The organism is Micromonospora sp. CNZ297 (assembly GCF_007827625.1).
In genome coordinates this window covers 202,266-218,368 of the sequence record NZ_VISU01000001.1, presented here as the reverse complement: position 1 = coordinate 218,368, position 16,103 = coordinate 202,266, and the positions used below count along the sequence as shown (strand labels likewise).

The 16,103-nt window shown below is 71.9% G+C and carries 15 protein-coding genes; 11 read left to right on the top strand and 4 right to left on the bottom strand.

Features of this window, described 5'->3' with window-relative positions; genetic code table 11:
- Positions 1-9 precede the first annotated feature (9 nt).
- The 4 genes from FB454_RS01010 (at position 10) to FB454_RS00995 (ending at position 4,074) form a co-directional block, all read left to right on the top strand.
- Positions 10-888: a branched-chain amino acid ABC transporter permease gene (locus FB454_RS01010; protein ID WP_013286722.1), complete on the top strand. Its 879-nt coding sequence runs from the start codon at positions 10-12 to the stop codon at positions 886-888.
- Positions 885-2,030: a branched-chain amino acid ABC transporter permease gene (locus FB454_RS01005; protein ID WP_013286721.1), complete on the top strand. Its 1,146-nt coding sequence runs from the start codon at positions 885-887 to the stop codon at positions 2,028-2,030. The genes FB454_RS01010 and FB454_RS01005 overlap by 4 nt, the downstream gene beginning before the upstream one ends.
- Positions 2,031-2,080: 50 nt before the next feature.
- The gene (locus FB454_RS01000) at positions 2,081-3,352 is read left to right on the top strand and encodes an ABC transporter substrate-binding protein (RefSeq protein WP_013286720.1); all 1,272 of its coding nucleotides are present in this window, start codon (positions 2,081-2,083) and stop codon (positions 3,350-3,352) included.
- A 95-nt stretch (positions 3,353-3,447) separates the two neighbouring features.
- A complete protein-coding gene (locus tag FB454_RS00995) occupies positions 3,448-4,074 on the top strand; it encodes a TetR/AcrR family transcriptional regulator (RefSeq protein ID WP_013286719.1) in 627 nt (208 codons plus the stop codon).
- Positions 4,075-4,152: 78 nt separating this feature from the next.
- Here the strand turns inward: FB454_RS00995 and FB454_RS00990 are convergent, their stop codons facing one another.
- Positions 4,153-4,569 carry a MarR family winged helix-turn-helix transcriptional regulator gene (locus FB454_RS00990; RefSeq protein WP_013286718.1) on the bottom strand — a complete coding sequence of 139 codons (417 nt, stop codon included), beginning with the start codon at positions 4,567-4,569 and terminating at the stop codon, positions 4,153-4,155.
- 80 nt (positions 4,570-4,649) lie between these two features.
- Between FB454_RS00990 and FB454_RS00985 the strand changes: the two genes are divergently transcribed.
- Positions 4,650-6,440 carry an ABC transporter ATP-binding protein gene (locus FB454_RS00985; protein ID WP_145822314.1) on the top strand — a complete coding sequence of 597 codons (1,791 nt, stop codon included), beginning with the start codon at positions 4,650-4,652 and terminating at the stop codon, positions 6,438-6,440.
- Between the two features lie 181 nt (positions 6,441-6,621).
- Here FB454_RS00985 and FB454_RS00980 read toward each other — a convergent pair whose 3' ends face one another.
- The gene (locus tag FB454_RS00980; protein ID WP_145822313.1) at positions 6,622-7,524 is read right to left on the bottom strand and encodes a hypothetical protein; all 903 of its coding nucleotides are present in this window, start codon (positions 7,522-7,524) and stop codon (positions 6,622-6,624) included.
- A 342-nt stretch (positions 7,525-7,866) separates the two neighbouring features.
- Here FB454_RS00980 and FB454_RS00975 point away from each other — a divergent pair, with 342 nt between their 5' ends.
- Positions 7,867-8,412 (top strand): hypothetical protein, encoded by a 546-nt coding sequence (locus FB454_RS00975; protein ID WP_145822312.1) that lies wholly within the window; start codon positions 7,867-7,869, stop codon positions 8,410-8,412.
- On the opposite strand, the gene FB454_RS00970 is transcribed toward FB454_RS00975, so the two are convergent.
- The gene (locus FB454_RS00970) at positions 8,340-8,645 is read right to left on the bottom strand and encodes a hypothetical protein (RefSeq protein ID WP_145822311.1); all 306 of its coding nucleotides are present in this window, start codon (positions 8,643-8,645) and stop codon (positions 8,340-8,342) included. The two genes, FB454_RS00975 and FB454_RS00970, sit on opposite strands and share 73 nt — an antisense overlap.
- Before the next feature lie 2 nt (positions 8,646-8,647).
- Complete coding sequence (locus tag FB454_RS00965; protein ID WP_145822310.1) at positions 8,648-8,923, bottom strand: DivIVA domain-containing protein; 276 nt, start codon at positions 8,921-8,923, stop codon at positions 8,648-8,650.
- Positions 8,924-9,217: 294 nt separating this feature from the next.
- On the opposite strand from FB454_RS00965, the gene FB454_RS00960 reads away from it, so the two are divergent.
- The 5 genes from FB454_RS00960 (at position 9,218) to FB454_RS00940 (ending at position 16,003) form a co-directional block, all read left to right on the top strand.
- A complete protein-coding gene (locus FB454_RS00960; protein WP_013286712.1) occupies positions 9,218-9,457 on the top strand; it encodes a winged helix-turn-helix domain-containing protein in 240 nt (79 codons plus the stop codon).
- A gap of 56 nt (positions 9,458-9,513) precedes the next feature.
- Positions 9,514-10,359, top strand: coding sequence for an alpha/beta fold hydrolase (locus FB454_RS00955; RefSeq protein ID WP_145822309.1), 846 nt, complete (start codon positions 9,514-9,516; stop codon positions 10,357-10,359).
- Between the two features lie 240 nt (positions 10,360-10,599).
- Positions 10,600-11,859, top strand: a complete 1,260-nt coding sequence (locus tag FB454_RS00950; RefSeq protein ID WP_145822308.1) for a hypothetical protein — start codon at positions 10,600-10,602, stop codon at positions 11,857-11,859.
- A gap of 211 nt (positions 11,860-12,070) precedes the next feature.
- A complete protein-coding gene (locus FB454_RS00945; protein ID WP_232236593.1) occupies positions 12,071-12,805 on the top strand; it encodes an HNH endonuclease in 735 nt (244 codons plus the stop codon).
- A gap of 288 nt (positions 12,806-13,093) precedes the next feature.
- Positions 13,094-16,003, top strand: coding sequence for a M36 family metallopeptidase (locus FB454_RS00940; RefSeq protein ID WP_240638059.1), 2,910 nt, complete (start codon positions 13,094-13,096; stop codon positions 16,001-16,003).
- Positions 16,004-16,103: the final 100 nt, after the last annotated feature.

The window sequence follows — 16,103 nt, the reverse complement described above, 5'->3', positions numbered from 1 at the left end:
GGGTCGCGGATGGAGCGGTTCTGGTTCCTCACCTTCGACGGGCTCGCCGCCGGGGCGGTCTACGCGGCGTTCGCGCTCGCGCTCGTGCTCATCTGGCGGGCCGCCCGGGTGGTCAACTTCGCCCAGGGTGCGATGGCCGTGGCCACCGCCTACGTCGGGTACGCGGTCGTCTCCGCCACCGGCTCGTACTGGCTGGGCCTGGCCGCCGCGATCCTGTCCGGGCTGGCCCTGGGCGCGCTCGTGGAGCGGGTGCTGATGCGGTTCGCCGGCCCGGGCGGCCCGCTCAACCAGGTGATCGTCGCGCTCGGGTTGGTGCTGGTCATCCAGGCGGTGCTCGGCATGGTCTTCGGCAACGACTACCGGCCCGCACCGGCGCCGTTCGACACCGACGCGCTCACCATCGGCGGGGTGGCCGCGCTGTCCCCGTACGACCTGTGGGTGCTCGGCGCGGCGCTGACTGTGGTGGCGCTGCTCGCGCTGCTGTTCACCCGTACCCCCGTGGGCCTGCGGATGCGGGCCGCCGCCTTCGCGCCAGAGGTGTCCCGGCTGCTCGGCGTCAGCGTCGGCCGGATGCTCACGCTGGGCTGGGCGCTCGCCGCCGGCGTCGGCGCGCTCGCCGGGATGCTCGTCGTCCCCACCGGACTCGGCCTGCACTCGCACGCCATGGACCTGGTCTTCGTGGTCGCGTTCACCGCCGCCGTGGTCGGCGGCCTGGACAGCCCTGTGGGCGCGGTGGTGGGCGGCCTGCTGGTCGGGCTGATCCTGTCCTACGTCACCGGCTACCTGGGACCGGACACCACCCCGCTGGCCGTCCTGGTGCTGCTGCTGTCCGTCCTGCTGGTCCGCCCCGGCGGGCTCTTCTCCGCGGCGAGAGCGAGGCACGTGTGACGAGCACCCCCACCGAGATCGCGCCCGCCGCGCCGTCCCCGCTGCGGCGGCTGCTTCCCGGCGCCCCCGCCGGACGCGAGGCGCGCGGCTCCACGCTGCTGCGCCACCTGGCCGTGGCCGTGTTCGCCGGCACGCTCGTCGTGCTGGTGACCAACCAGCTCGCGCCGTACCAGAACCTCCAGGTGGCGCGCGTCTGCGCGTTCCTCTGCGTCACCGCCGGGCACACCGTCCTGGTCGGACTCAACGGCCAGCTCTCGCTCGGGCACGGCGCGCTGATGGCCACCGGCGCGTACACCGTGGCGCTGACCCAGCAGGCCCTGGACGAGCGGGCCGTACGCGGCTGGTGGACGCTGCCCGCGTCACTGCTCGTCGCCGTCGCGGTGACAGCGCTCGGCGGGCTTGTCGTCGGGCTCGCCGCGGCCCGGCTGCGCGGTCCCTACCTGGCCGGCGTGACGCTCGCGGTGGCGACGCTCGTCCCGGCGGTCACCACGATCTTCACCGGCGTGTTCAACGGCGAGCAAGGGCTGCGGTTCCCGGCGCAGACGCCACCGGCGGCGCTCGGCGCCTACTTCCAGCCGGAACGCTGGCTCGCCTGGATCGCGCTGGGCGCCGCGCTGCTCACCATGCTGCTGCTGGCCAACCTGGTACGCAGCCGCTTCGGCCGGTCGCTGCGGGCGGTCCGCGACGACGAGGTCGCGGCCCGGCTCGCCGGCATCCCGGTGGCCCGCACGCAGGTGCTCGCGTTCGTGGTGAGCGCCGCCTGCGCGGGCCTCGGCGGCGGCGTGTACGCCATGCTCACCGCCACTGTCGCACCCGGCAAGTTCCCGCTGGACCTGTCGCTGTTCCTGCTCATGGCGATCGTGATCGGCGGGCTGGGCAGCCTGGCCGGCGCGGTCTGGGGAGCGGTGCTGCTGGTCGCGCTCCAGGACCTGCCCGGCCTGCTCACCGAACACCTCAGCCTCTCCGCCGGGCTGGCCCAGCGGCTGGAGGGCAACCTCGCGCTCGCCGTGTTCGGCCTGATCCTCATCGTCGTCATGCTCGCCGCCCCGGGCGGCCTCCAGGGCGGGGTGCGTGCCGTCGGCGCCCGCCTGCGCAGGGCCGTCCGCCGTCGTCCCGCCACCCGCCGGTCGCCGGACCGCTGACCTCACCGGTTCCACCCACCGTTCGCACCGTCGCACCGGAATGGAGAACCATGCGCCCCACCACCCGCCGCGTTCTCGCGGCCGCCGCCGGCCTGGCCCTGCTGGCCGCGTTGCCGGCCTGCGCCGACGACGAGAAGCAGGCCGCCGAGAACGTCCCCGGCGTCAGCGACTCCGAGGTCGTCATCGGCACCCACCAACCGCTCACCGGACCGGCCGCGCCCGGCTACTCGAAGATCTCCGCCGCCACCAAGGCGTACTTCGAGCACGTCAACAGCAAGGGCGGCGTGCACGGCCGGAAGATCGTCTACAAGGTCATGGACGACGGCTACAACCCCGCCAACACCGAGAACGTGGTCCGCAAGCTGGTGCTCGACGACAAGGTCTTCGCGCTGCTCGGCGGCCTCGGCACGCCGACGCACACGAACGTGCTGGAGTTCGTCAAGACGCAGAAGGTGCCGGACCTGTTCGTCTCCTCCGGCAGCCGCAACTGGAACCAGCCGGACAAGTACCCGACGACGTTCGGCTGGCAGCCCGACTACACGGTCGAGGGCAAGATCCTGGCCAGCTACGTCAAGCGGGAGTTCCCCGGCGCGAAGGTCTGCCACTTCGGGCAGAACGACGACTTCGGGCGGGACTCGCTGGCCGGGGTCGAGCAGGTCCTCGGCCCGGTCGCGGCGAAGCAGACGTACACCACCACGAACCAGCAGGTCGGCCCGGCGATCGGGGCGCTGCGCGCGGCCGGCTGCCAGGTGGTCATCTCGGCGACCATCCCCGGCTTCACCGCGCTCGCCATGGGCCAGGCCGCCGGGCAGGGCTTCAAGGCGCAGTGGGTGGTCTCCAACGTGGGCGCGGACTACACCACGCTGTCGGCCCAGCTCGGCGACAAGAAGGTGATCCTCGAAGGCATGATCGCCGACAACTACCTGCCGATGGTGGGTGACACCGCGAACCCGTGGATCCAGGAGTTCACCAAGATCCACCAGAAGTACAACGCGGGCAACCCGGTCGACGGCAACGCCATCTACGGCTACTCGATGGCGTACACGTTCGTCCAGGCGATGCTCGCCGCCGGGCCCGACCCCACCCGGGAGAAGCTGGTCGAGGCCGTGCGCAAGGGCGGCTTCCGCGGCCCGGGCCTGACCCCCTTCCGGTACGCCGAGGGCGTGCACGCCGGCTACGGCGGTGTCCGGCTGACCAAGGTGAGCAACGGCGCGCAGGCGTACTTCGGTCCCGCGTACACCACCGACGACGGCGACGGCGCGGTCACCGAGTTCACCGAGCCGCCGACGAACCCGCCGGCGGACGCCGTTCCGACGTCCTGACCGCCGTGCTGCCGCCGGGCGGCCGGGTGCCGGTCGCCCGGCGGCACGCACGTAGAGTGGCCGCCGGCAGACGAGCAACAGGAGAGCCCGTACCCATGATCGAGCTGGAGACCGACCCGCCGGAGCGGGTGGACGGCCGGGCGGCGCGGGCCGAGCGGACCCGGGCCGCGATCGTGGAGGCGCACCTGGCCCTGATCGACTCCGGTGACCTGCGGCCCACCGGGGAACGGATCGCCGAGCGGGCCGGGGTGTCGCTGCGCACGCTCTGGACCAACTTCAAGGACATGGAGACGCTGTTCGCCGCGACCGGACGGCGGGTCGGCGAGCGGCAGGCCACGCTCTGGCAGCCCGTGTCGCCGGAACTGCCGCTGACCGCCCGGATCGCCGCGTTCTGCGACCAGCGCGCCCGGCTGCTGGAGGTGCTGGCGCCCTCGGCCCGTGCGTCGGCGCTGCGGGAGCCGTTCTCCCCGCAGTTGCGGCGCAACCGGGAGGCGGCCATCGCCCGGGTACGCCAGGAGATCGAGTCGGTGTTCGGCGCGGAGCTGGCACACGCCGGGCCGGGCCGGGAGCAGTTGCTCGACGCGCTCACCGTGGCCGGCACCTGGTCGGCGTGGTCGATGATGCGTGACTCGATGGGGCTCGACGTCGACGCGGCCCGCGCGGTGATGGCCCGTACGCTCGGCGCGTTGCTGGTCGACGCGATCGCCGCCGGCCTGCGCTGACGCTGCCGGCGGCCGGTCTTCCGGCCGACTTGGCACCGACGGCCGCCTTCCGCGCCGGTCCAGGTGGCCGGCCCTCGTTCAGTCCTCGCGCAGCAGGCGAAGGATGCGGGTCAGTTCGGCCCGGTCGTCCGGTGCGAGCGCGCCGAAGAACCGTTCCGCCTCGGTGGCCCGCGCCTGCCGGATCGCGGTGCCCACCCGCTCGCCCTCGGCGGTGGGGGCGACCAGCGTGGCCCGCCGGTCGCCCGGGTCGGGCCGTCGCTCGACCAGGCCCCGCTCCTGCAACCCGTCGACCACCTCGGTGGCCGAGCGCGGCGCGATGCGCAGGTGCTCGGCGAGCGCGCCGGGCCGCAGCGCGCCGTGACGCATCAGCACGCCCAGCGCCCGCGCCTGCCCGGGGCTGATCTCCCACGGCTCCAGCGCGCGCTTGGTCTGGTGCCGCAGGCGGCGGGTCACCGCCCAGAACGTCTCGGCCAGGCTCTCGTCGCTGCCGTTCACGGGGAATACGGTAACAGGCTTTCGTGTTGTTCCCTCATGTTGAGGTAACCTCAGCATTGTCCCCTGCACGAGGAGCACAGTTGGATCGCATCCCCGACGGCCGCCGTGACGGCCGGACCGTTTCCCCCGCCGAGAAGGCCCAGGCCCGTGAGGTGTCCCTGCGCCGGATCGGCGGCCTGTTCACCGCCCACCGCGGCCCGCTCGCCACAGTGGTGGCGATCATCGTGGCGTCCTCGATCATCGCGATGGCCACACCGTTCCTGCTGCGTACTGTGATCGACAGGGCCCTGCCCGAGCGTGACCTGACCCTGCTGGCCTGGCTGGTCGCGGGCATGGTCGCGGTCGCAGCGGTCACCGCGGTGCTCGGCGTCGCGCAGACCTGGATCTCCACCCGCGTCGGCCAGGAGGTCATGCACCGGCTGCGCGCCGACGTCTTCGCCCACCTCCAGCGCCAGTCGATCGGCTTCTTCGTGCGCACCCGCACCGGCGAGGTCCAGTCGCGCATCACCAACGACATCGGCGGCATGCAGGCGGTGGTCACCTCCACCGCCACCTCGATCGCCGCCAACCTCACCACAGTGGTCGCCACCACCATCGCCATGCTGGCGCTGAGCTGGCGCCTCACCCTCGTCTCGGCGGTCGTGCTGCCGCCCGCGCTCTGGCTCACCCGCCGGGTCGCCCGGCTACGCCGGGAGATCACCGCCCAGCGCCAGCGCGAACTGGCCGACCTCACAGTGACCATCGAGGAAGGGCTGTCGGTCAGCGGCGTACGGCTGGCCAAGACGCTCGGCACCGGCCCGGCCCTGGTCGACCGGTTCACCGCCTCCTCGGCCCGCCTGGTCGACCTGGAACTGCGCTCGGAACTCGCCGGCCGCTGGCGGATGGCCGCCATGAGCATCGTCTTCGCCGCCATCCCCGCGGTGATCTACCTGAGCGCCGGCCTGCCCGGCACCGCCGGCACGCTCACCATCGGCACGCTCGTCGCGTTCACCGCGCTCCAGGGCAACCTGTTCCGGCCGCTGATGGGCCTGCTCAACGTCGGCGTCACGCTCACCGCGTCGCTGGCGCTGTTCGCCCGCATCTTCGAATACCTCGACCTGCCCGTCGAGGTCGCCGAGCCGGCCCGCCCGGTCCCGCTCGACCCGGCCACCGCCCGCGGCCACCTGCGCGTCGAGGACGTCACCTTCAGCTACCCGGGCAGCGACACCGCCGCCCTCGCCGGCGTCAGCCTGGACGTCCCGGCCGGCACCAGCCTCGCCCTGGTGGGGGAGACCGGCTCCGGCAAGAGCACGCTCGCCGCGCTGATCAGCCGGCTGCACGACCCGGACGCCGGCCGCATCACGATCGACGGGATCGACCTGCGCGACCTGCGCCCGGCCGACCTGGCCGCCGTCGTGGGCGTGGTCAGCCAGGAGACGTACCTGCTGCACGGCACCGTGCGGGACAACCTCCGGTACGCGCGCCCGGACGCCACCGACACCGAGATCGAGGCCGCCGCCCGCGCCGCCCGCATCCACGACCTCGTCACCGCGCTGCCCGACAGGTACGACACCATGGTCGGCTCGCGCGGCCACCGGTTCTCCGGCGGCGAGCAGCAGCGCCTGGCGATCGCCCGGACCCTGCTGCGCGACCCGCGGATCCTGGTGCTGGACGAGGCGACGAGCGCGCTGGACACCGAGACCGAGCGCGCGGTCCAGCGGGCGCTGGACGAACTGGCCCGGGGTCGCACCGTGGTGACCATCGCGCACCGGCTCTCCACTGTTCGCGACGCCGACCGTATCGCCGTGCTCGACCACGGCCGCATCGTCGAATCCGGCACCCACGACGCACTGCTGGACCGGCGCGGCCGCTACGCCGCCCTGGTCGGCTGAGCGTAGGAAAGTGACCACCGCCGCCCGGTGGCGCGTGCCGGCGCTGCGCACGACCGCTGTCGTCGCCGGGGCGATGCTGGGCGTGCAGCAGCCCGCGCAGGCCGCCCGGGCAGAAACGCCCGCCCGAGAAGGCCGCCGTCCCGGGCTGACCGTCCCGGCTCAGACCTGGGCCCGTCCCGGCTCAGACCTGGGGCGGCTCCGGCTCGCCCCGGCGGGGCCGCTGTCCCGGGGCCGGGCGCGGCGCGGGCGGGGGGAGCAGCGGCTCCAGCGGGGTGAACGACTCCACCGGTCCGTCCGGCCGCGATCCACGCCGCGCCCGCCCCGGCCCGCCGGGCATCTTTCGCGCGTCCCGTGCCGCGCCCGCCGGCCCGCGCCCGTCGGCCGGCGGTGCCGTGGCGGCCGGCTCGCCGTCCTTCCCGGCTCGCGCCGCCGTCGGCCGATCACGGCGGTCGCGTTCCTCCGCGTACTCGGCGCGGCGGCGGGCCAGGTCGCGCTCGCACTCCAGCGCGATGCGCTGCTCCCAGTACGGCTGGAGCAGCTTGCGCACCCGCTCGTCCAGGTGCACCGTGACGTCCGGCTCGCAGGCGAACGTCACCTCGCCGCGCGCGTACGTCCAGGGCGGCGGGTCGTCGTCGGCGAGCGCCGCGGTCAACGCGGCGTGCAGGTCGCGCGGGCGGTGCGGCGGCACCTCCACCGCGTGCCGGACCGCGAGCCGGTGCAGGCGCTGCGTGGCCTGCTGCTGGAAGTAGTCGACGTACCAGCCGAACAGCTCCGGCCGGGCCGTCTCCGACGACCAGGTGTATGTGGCGCGGACCAGGAACACGTACACCTGGCCCTGCGCCGGCACCGCGAGCGGCTCCGGGACACGCCGGTCGACTGTGGTCACCGGCGTCACCGGCTCCTCGGTCCACCAGAGCTGCCGCAGCGTCGGCTGCGCGCCGTCCCAGAAGCGCCGGGTCCGCACGCGCGCCGCCTCGCCCAGCGCCCGCGCCCGTCCGGCCCACCGCCGCCGCCTGCTGTCCACCGGTGCGCCGGGCTTCGGCCGGCCGCCGCCCGGCTCGGGCCCTCCCGGCACCGCGGTCATCGCACCCCCTCCATGCCGGATTCGCAGCACCGCGTCCCGCGGCGTCACCGGCGCGCGCGGGCCGTCGGGCGAGGGGTGGCCGGACCGCCGTGGCGGTCCGCGATCCACGCTAACAACCCGGGCCGGTGTACGCGCGCAGCCGCGCGCACGGCGGTTCCGCCCGGCCCAGGGGCGGGCGCTGACCGATCGGACGAGCCGTCCCGTAGTCCTATCCGTGGGACTCGGGCGGTTTCGGTCCCGTTCACGGGACCGACCATCCAGAGTCGATCGGCGCGTCTTGATCCGTGATCGAAGCGCTTCGTAGCGTGAGGCTCCGCGATCCTTCGGGGAGGACCAGAACGCATGGGCGTAGACGCTCGTCAGGCCGCCGGCCAGACCGTGAATTTCCTGCGGTCCCTGGCGGAGCGGCAGTACGACCGGGTCTGGACCCCGGACTTCCTGCACCTCACCCCGGACGTGCAGGGCTTCGCCGTGTTCCACCGCGGCGGCCTGGTGCTGGTCTACGGCGCGGTGTCGCCGGAGGACCCGGCCCGCTGGGTGTTCCGGATGGCCTGCGTGGCCGGCGCCGACGTGCCGGACATCTCCGGGGCGATGGCCTGGGCGAACATCCGCAACCGGCTGGCCGAGGCCGGGCGCTACTACTGCGTCGTGAAGGCCGACCAGAGTGCCTGCCACGTGGTGTTCGCGCTGGATGTCCGCAGCCCGCTGCTCGACGACGTCACGGCCCCCGACGCGCAGGCGGTGCGGGAACTGCTGCACTTCTCGCTCGCGGTGTGCGTCCACAACGCCGTGGCGGACTTCCGCGATCTGGCGTCCTATCTGCCGGCGCGGCCGCTGGCGCCGACCGAGATCGACGCCTGGACGCTGTTCGCCGGCACCCAGGACTGATCGCGCGGCAACGGTTCGCCGGCTCGGCGCAGCCCGGCGAGCTGCACGAAGATCTCCCGCTTTGCAGTGGCGGTGCCGCGACTGGTGACCACGTACCCGGTCAGCCAGATCCACCCGGTGTACGTCACCTCGGGACCGACCGATACGACCCGGAACGTGAGCGCCCGACCGCCGCCGAACTGCACCGACGCGCGGCCGTCGACCCGTAGCAGGTCGCCGGGTTGCGGGCGCACCGCTACCAGTGGCCGTCGTTCGGTGGGCGGCACTCCCGGGCGTGCATGGCCTGCCAGTCCCGCAGGGCGCGCTTCAGCCTGTCGTTCTCCTGCGCGAGCACGCGTACCCGGCGGTGCAGTTCGGTCAGTTCGTCGGCGACCCGGGCCTGGAACTCGCGTACCTGATCAGGGTCGACGCCGCTCCTGCGGGCGTCGAAGGCGTGCGTGCGCACCTCGTGCGGGGTCAGCCGGGCCGGCAGGCCGCTCAGGTAGAGGCGGCCGGATCGATGCAGCGTCACTTCGGTCCTTCCAGGAGCAGGGGGCAGGTGCGGTGGAAGGGCGGGCCGTCCGCACGCCGGCTGCGGCCGGCCCGCCCGCTCCGCCCACCGCAGCCCGGATCGGCGGTACGGAGGCGGAGCAGTCCGGAGGGTCGGGACGGGTACGCGCACCCGCCCCGACCGGGGGATGGGCCGAACTCGTTGCCACGCGAGGATCGGCCCAGAATCAACTTATCTAGACATGTCAGATGAGTCAACGCTGCTTGTTAGGCGCGTCGCGGTGTGATCGAATCGGGTCGCCACGCGAGGAGTGCCATGCGAGAAGTGCCGGATTACTGGCGCATCGCCGACGATGTGATCGCCGACGTCAGAGGAAAGAAGCTGAAGCCCGGGGACAAGCTGCCCTCGATCGCTGCGCTGCGCGATCGCTACGGCGTGAGTCACGGCACCGTGCAGATGGCGTATGCGCGTCTCGAAGCGTTGCGGGTGATCCGGCGGCAGCAGGGCAAGGGTGTCTTCGTGACCGATCCGAAGACCTGGATGAGGGAGCCGTAACCGGCGTCAGTCCAGCAGGCCCACCGGTCGTCGTCCGACTCGCCATACTGTCGGCGATGACTGCGGACGTGCGTACCGAAGACGGTTGTCGCCTGTGGGCCGACCAGGTCGGCGCCGGGGCGCCGCTGGTGCTCTGTCACGGCGGTCCGGGCATCTGGGACTACCTCGGCCCGGTCGCCCGGCTGCTCGACGGGCACGCCCGTGTCATCCGGTGGGACCAGCGTGGTTGCGGGCGCTCCGAGCGGCGCGGCCCGTACACGATCGGCCGTTTCGTCGCCGACCTCGACGCGGTCCGCGAACACCTGGCCGGACCGCGGACGGCACTGCTGGGCCACTCGTGGGGCGCGCACCTGGCGCTGCGGTACGCGATCGAACACCCGGAGCGGGTCAGTCACCTGATCTACGTCTCCGGCAGCGGCATCGACGCTGAACGCGGCTGGCATCCGCATTACGAACGGAATCTCCGGCGGCGGCTCGGGCCGCACCTGGGCCGGTGGGAGGCGCTTGGCGGGCGGGACCGCACCCCGGCGGAGGAACGGGAACGGGCGGTCCTGCAGTGGTCGGCCGACTTCGCCGATCCGGACTCCGCCATGGCGCACGCCGAGGACATGGCCACGCCGTGGCTGGGCATCAACCACGACTGCAACCGGGCCGTCAACGCCGAGGTCAAGCGGGAACTCCGTACCTCCGGGATCGCGGCGCGGTGCCGGACGCTCGACCTGCCCGTGCTGATCATCGACGGCCCCGATGACATCCGTCCCCGCTGGGGCGTCGACTCGCTGGAGAAGGCGCTGCCCAATCGTGAGCGGGTCAGCCTCCCCGGATCCGGCCACCTGCCGTGGGTCGAGAATCCACACGACTTCCGTCGGGCCGTGGCCGCCTTCCTCGACGCGCCGGCATGAGCCGGCGTCCGGAACCTGAAAGCGGGAGCCTTCGGTAGCGGCCTGTCGCGGAGATCGGTACTTACGGGTACACCCGTCCCGTCGACGGGACGGCTAGAGTCTTCGCGTGATCGACCGGAGGCGCCCCTCGAGTCGGTCAAGAAGGTGCGAGCCGCTGATCTGATAGCGCCCTCTTAAGGCCACACAGCGAACAGAGTAGACAGCGTCGCTCTCCATCCTCCCACCCGTCAGGAGCCGACAATGGGTAACGAGATTCAGCTCATCAGCGACGGCGACGGGCTGGCGGTCATCGGAGATCCGACGGCTGTCGAACGCTTCCTGGTCTCCGAGGGCTTGCCGTCGAAGAACCTCGGGCTGCCTCGGCTCGGGTCTGTTCTCAAGGTCGGGGCGGCAGCGACTCAGGCTGGTTCCGAGATCGCCGCCAACTCCGGTCGTTGGGTGCAGCTGACCCAGGAGTCAGCGCAGCTCGTCCACAAATTCGGTCTGATGCCGACCAAGACCCCAGGGGTCAGCCACGCGATGGTGGGAGATCCAGGCTCGATCCAGAAATGGCTTCAGATCTCGAAGGGGCCCGGGGCGGTCGCAGGCAACCCGGCGTTGCTGGCCGGTGCGGCGGGGCTCATGGCGCAGCTTGCGATGCAACAGAGCATGAAGGAGATCACCGACTATCTCGCCACGATCGACGAGAAGGTCGACGATGTGCTCCGTGCCCAGAAGGACGCTGTGTTGGCCCGCATGATCGGCGTGGGCTTCGTCATCGAGGAGTCCATGACCATCCGTGAGCAGCGCGGCCGAGTCGACGAAGTCACATGGTCGAAGGTGCAGGGCGCGCCGGCGACGATCGCAGAAACCCAGGCGTACGCGTTGCGTCAGCTCGACGCGCTCGCGGAGAAGCTGGAGCGTAAAAGCGCGATCGGTGAGCTTGCCAGGGCAGCCAGGGAAGCGGAGTCCAAGGCGCAGGAGTGGCTTGTCGTCCTGGCCCGCTGCTTCCAACTGCAGGACGCGATCGCCGTGCTCGAACTCGACCGGGTGCTGGACGCGTCGCCGGACGAGTTGGACGGGCATCGCGTCGGGCTGAGGAATGCTCGGCAGAACCGACTCGAACTCATCTCCCGGTGCACCGAGCGCCTCCTTGCCCGCATGGAAGCGGCCGCGGGCAGGGCGAACGCCAAGGTTTTGCTGAACCCGATGGACTCACCGGCGGTGGTGAAGTCGAGCAACCACGTCTCGACAGCCATCGTCAACTTCCACGGGCGACTCGGTATCGAGAGCGCTCGGCAGTCGTCGGACGCGAGACGATGGGCGGATGCGGCCAAGGAGGCGAGAGACAAGGCGCTTGAGACCGGAGCAGACGGCGTTGATGCCGCCAGGCGCCTCGGTAACGACACTTTCGACCGGGCTAAATGGGCGACGGGCAAGCTTTCCGGCCGGGTCGGCGGGTGGGCACTGCGTCGGCGCGGGGAGGACGACGAACTCAAGGAGAAGAGTGGCGACGCTTGATCAGGAGAGAGAACGTGACCTGACCCCCGCCACCTATCCGCGTCTGGTGCGGTGGAGGACTGACCGAGACCCGCTGTTTGCGTCTTCGTAACGGACCCGACGACGTGGATGCGCGAACTTTGACTGGTCGGGTTCGTGACGCCGGTCGAGGTAGCGACAAGATGCGTTCAATCGCGTCGTCGGCGGTGGCTTCTTCAGCGGCTTCACCCAGTTGAAAATCTCGGAAGCGTGGAACCTCTTCGGCGAGGGCAACGGCGTCGCGAGCCTCGACGAGATGAGGCGTAGCGTCGGGCGGTACCGGAAACAGCCGATCGAGCCGGGGGAGGATCCGGTGATCGGGTGCATCTTCGTTCGTGACAGCGTCTTCTTCGCCGACGGCTCGACGGTCGATCCGCCCCCTGGCTTCGCGCCGAACGTCGTACAGGGCAAGACGTACGACCTTGCTGATCCAGCCGCTGCGGACTACTTCGGTCTTGCCCTTCACCGCCTTCTGGGTGGAGAGGTCGATTTGGACCTTCGTGAGCCGTGGCATCGCCCCGGCCCGATCTACGGAGATCCACGGCTCGTTCCCCAGCGTCTCGGCCAGAAGTCGTTCAAGGCGGTGGTGCTCGGTGCGTACGGCCGCCGCTGTGCGATCACGGGCAACAAGTTGCAACCGGTGCTCCAGGCGGCGCACATCCGGCCACTGCCGGCGGGTGGCGAGCATCGGATCGACAACGGCATGCTGCTCAGATCCGATGTCCACATCCTCTTCGATCAGGGCTACCTGGGCGTGGACCCGAGGTACCGCCTGATGGTGAGTCCGCGCCTGCGAAGCGAGTTCGGCAACGGCGACCAGTTCTACGCGAAGGCCGGGTCCGTTATCGCGATCCCAGAGCGACGTGGAGACCGTCCCAAGGCCGAGTTCCTGGAGTGGCACCTGGAGTCAGTGTTCAAAGCGGCCTGACTGCTGAGCCGCCTCCCGCCTAGCAGCTGCTGACGCTGTGGAGATCTTGGTACGAAAGGGCCCTCATGGGGGCCGTTTCGTACCAAGATCTATTCGTGTCTCGTCTGGTGAGACGCGAGTCTCGAAGCTGCTCGGCCAGGGGCGCCGTGAGGGCCGCCGAGAAATCGACGCAACAACAATTATGGATGTTCGGATGGTGTCGGACGGTTGATCGTCCTGGTCGGATGGCGGAACGGACATCGCCGTTCGACGATGACAGGAGGGACCGTGCGCACACCATCCCGTGCGTTGACGGGGACCACCGCGCTGCTGCTGGCAGCCGGGCTGGTCCTGACCGCCGCTGGCGGCGGCCAGGCGGCACCCCGGGAACAGACCCGTACCCAGGCGCCACCCGACCACCTGCCGGGCGACCGGCACGACACCAAGGCCAAGGACAACCGCAAGGGCCGCGTCGCCGCCAGCGACCGGCAGCGGGACCGGGCCGCCGCGCTCGGCGCGCGCGTGCGCTGGACCGACTTCGGTACGCCCGCCACGCTCACGTCGACCGGCAAGCCCCTCGCCACCGGCCTGCCCGCCGACCCGGCCGCCGCCGCGCGCGCGTACGTGGCCGCCAACCGGGACGTGCTGGGCCTGACCGCCGAGGGCGCCGCCGCGCTGGAACTGCTCACAGTGGCGCCGATGGGGCAGGGCGCGACCGTCCTGTTCCGGCAGCGCTTCGGTGACCTGCCGGCTGCCGTCGACGGCATGCTGTCGATCGGCGTACGCGACGGAGCGGTGTGGCACGTCAGCTCCTCGCTCGCCCGCGACGCCGGTACGCCGGCCCCGGCCACGATCAGCGCCGAGCAGGCCCGCAAGGCCGCCGTCGCCGACGCCGGCCGCTCCGACGCGCAGGTCGTGCGTACCTCGTTGGTCGCGGTGCCCACCGCGGACCGGGGGCCGCGCGCGGCGTGGGAGGTGGTCCTCGGGGCGGACACCACCGGCGCGGACCCGGCCGCCTACGCCACCTACGTGGACGCCCGCGACAGCGCCGTGCTGGTCCGTGAGGACCTGATCGACCACGACGCCGACCACCCCTCGTGGGAGGTCTTCCCGAACTCGCCGCGGGTCGACAGGTCCTCGGTCGACACCCGCAAGCGGTGGTGCGCCGTGCCGGCGCGCGGCTGCGCCGAGGTGGTGGGTGTGCCCGGGCACCCGGCGTGGGACGTGGACCCGGCCACCGGCCAGTCCACCACCACGACCAAGGGCAACAACGCGATCGCGGTGCAGAACTGGTTCAGCAACGACCCGTTCAGCGTCGGCACCGAGACCGCGACGCCCCGCCCGGACCGCCGGTACGACTACCCGTGGACGAACCAGTGGCAGGAGCAGCGCTGCAACCCAGAGGTGTTCACGTCGCCGCAGGCGAACGACATCGACGCGGCGCGGGCGAACCTGTTCGCCATGCACAACCGGATGCACGACTGGACCTATCACCTCGGGTTCACCGAGGAGACCTGGAACATGCAGCAGGACAACCTCGGCCGCGGCGGGCTCGGTAACGACCCCGAGCAGGGCAACGCCCAGGCCGGCGGGGCCAGCGGCGGCCCGCCCAACTTCGCGGCCCGCAACAACGCCAACCAGATCACCCCGCCGGACGGCGTCGCGCCGACCACCAACATGTACCTGTGGCAGCCCATGGCGGGCTCGTTCTACGCGCCGTGCGTCGACGGCGACTTCGACATGTCGGTGATCGCCCACGAGTACGGCCACGCGGTCACCAACCGCATGATCGCCGGCCCGAGCGCCGGGGTCAGCTCGCCGCAGGGCATGAGCGAGAGCTGGTCCGACCAGCTCGCCATGGAGTACCTGTTCGAGCACGGATACGCCGCGCCCGGCCGGCGCGGGTTCACCATCGGCGAGTACACCACCCAGGACCCGAACGCGGGTATCCGCAACTACAACATGAGTGACAGCCCGCTCAACTACAGCTCGGTCGACTACGACTTCGTCGGCCTCCAGGTGCACGCCTCCGGTGAGGTGTGGAGCGCCACCAACACCGACATCCGCGCGGCCATGATGCGCCGGTGGGGCAGCGGCACCCCGGCCGTGCAGAAGGCGTGCGCCACCGGCGCCCGCGACGTGACCGCCTGCCCGGGTAACCGGCGCTGGATCCAACTGGTCTTCGACTCGTTCCTGCTGATGTCGGTCAGCCAGGTCAGCATGGTCGACGCCCGAGACGCGATGCTCGCCGCCGACCGGATCCGCTTCGGCGGCGCCAACCAGGACCTGCTCTGGAACGCGTTCGCCGGGCGCGGCCTCGGCGAGACCGCGGCCAGCGTCGGCCACACCGACGCCAACCCCACGCCGGGCTTCACCTCGCCGTACGCGCGGGAGGGCTCGCTGCGGTTCCTCCCGGTCGGCGAGCGCGGGCCGGTGGCGGGCGCGCAGCTGTTCGTCGGGCGCTACCAGGCCCGGGCGGTGCCGGTGGCGGACACCGACGCGGCCACCCCGCTCACCGACCGGGTGGATCTGGTGCCCGGCACGTACGAGTTCGTGGTGCGGGCACCCGGCTACGGGCACACCCGGATCGGCCCGGTGAAGGTCAAGGCGGGCCAGAACCGGACGCTGGCGGTGTCGTTGCGACCCAACCTGGCCTCGGCCACCGCGGGTGCGGCGGTCACCGGCGACGGGATCAACCTGCCGCAGATCGCCGACGACGACGAGGCCACGAACTGGGCCTCGCTGGGCGCGCCGGTCGCCGGCCGGCAGGTCACAGTCGACCTGGCCGGCGACGTCCAGCAGGTACGCCGGGTGCAGGTCAGCGCCATGCTGCGTCCGGCGGTCGCCGGTGACGCGGACGCCGGCACCCAGAGCCGGTACTCCGCGGTGCGGCAGTTCCGGGTCCTCGCGTGCACCGCGACCGGGCCGGTGACCTGCGCGGACGCGGCGGACTTCCGCCCGGTCTACACCAGCCGGCCGGACGCGTTCCCGGCTGTGGCGCCGCGTCCCCGGGCGCCCGAGCTGATCATGCGGTCGTTCGACATTCCGCGTACCAAGGCCACGCACCTGCGCGTCGAGGTGCTGACCAACCAGTGCACGGGCGCGCCGGACTACGCCGGTGAGCAGGACGACGACCCGCGGGCGGCGACCGACTGCGCCACCGCCAGCCCGCAGGCGCAGAACGTGCGGATCGCCGAGTTCCAGGCGTTCACGCGCTGACCCACACGGCGGGTGCGGACGGGCGGCTCGGGTCGTCCGTCCGCACCCGCCATCGTGTGTTCACCCGGGGTTCGGGGCGCCGTCGCCGGATCGGGGCTGT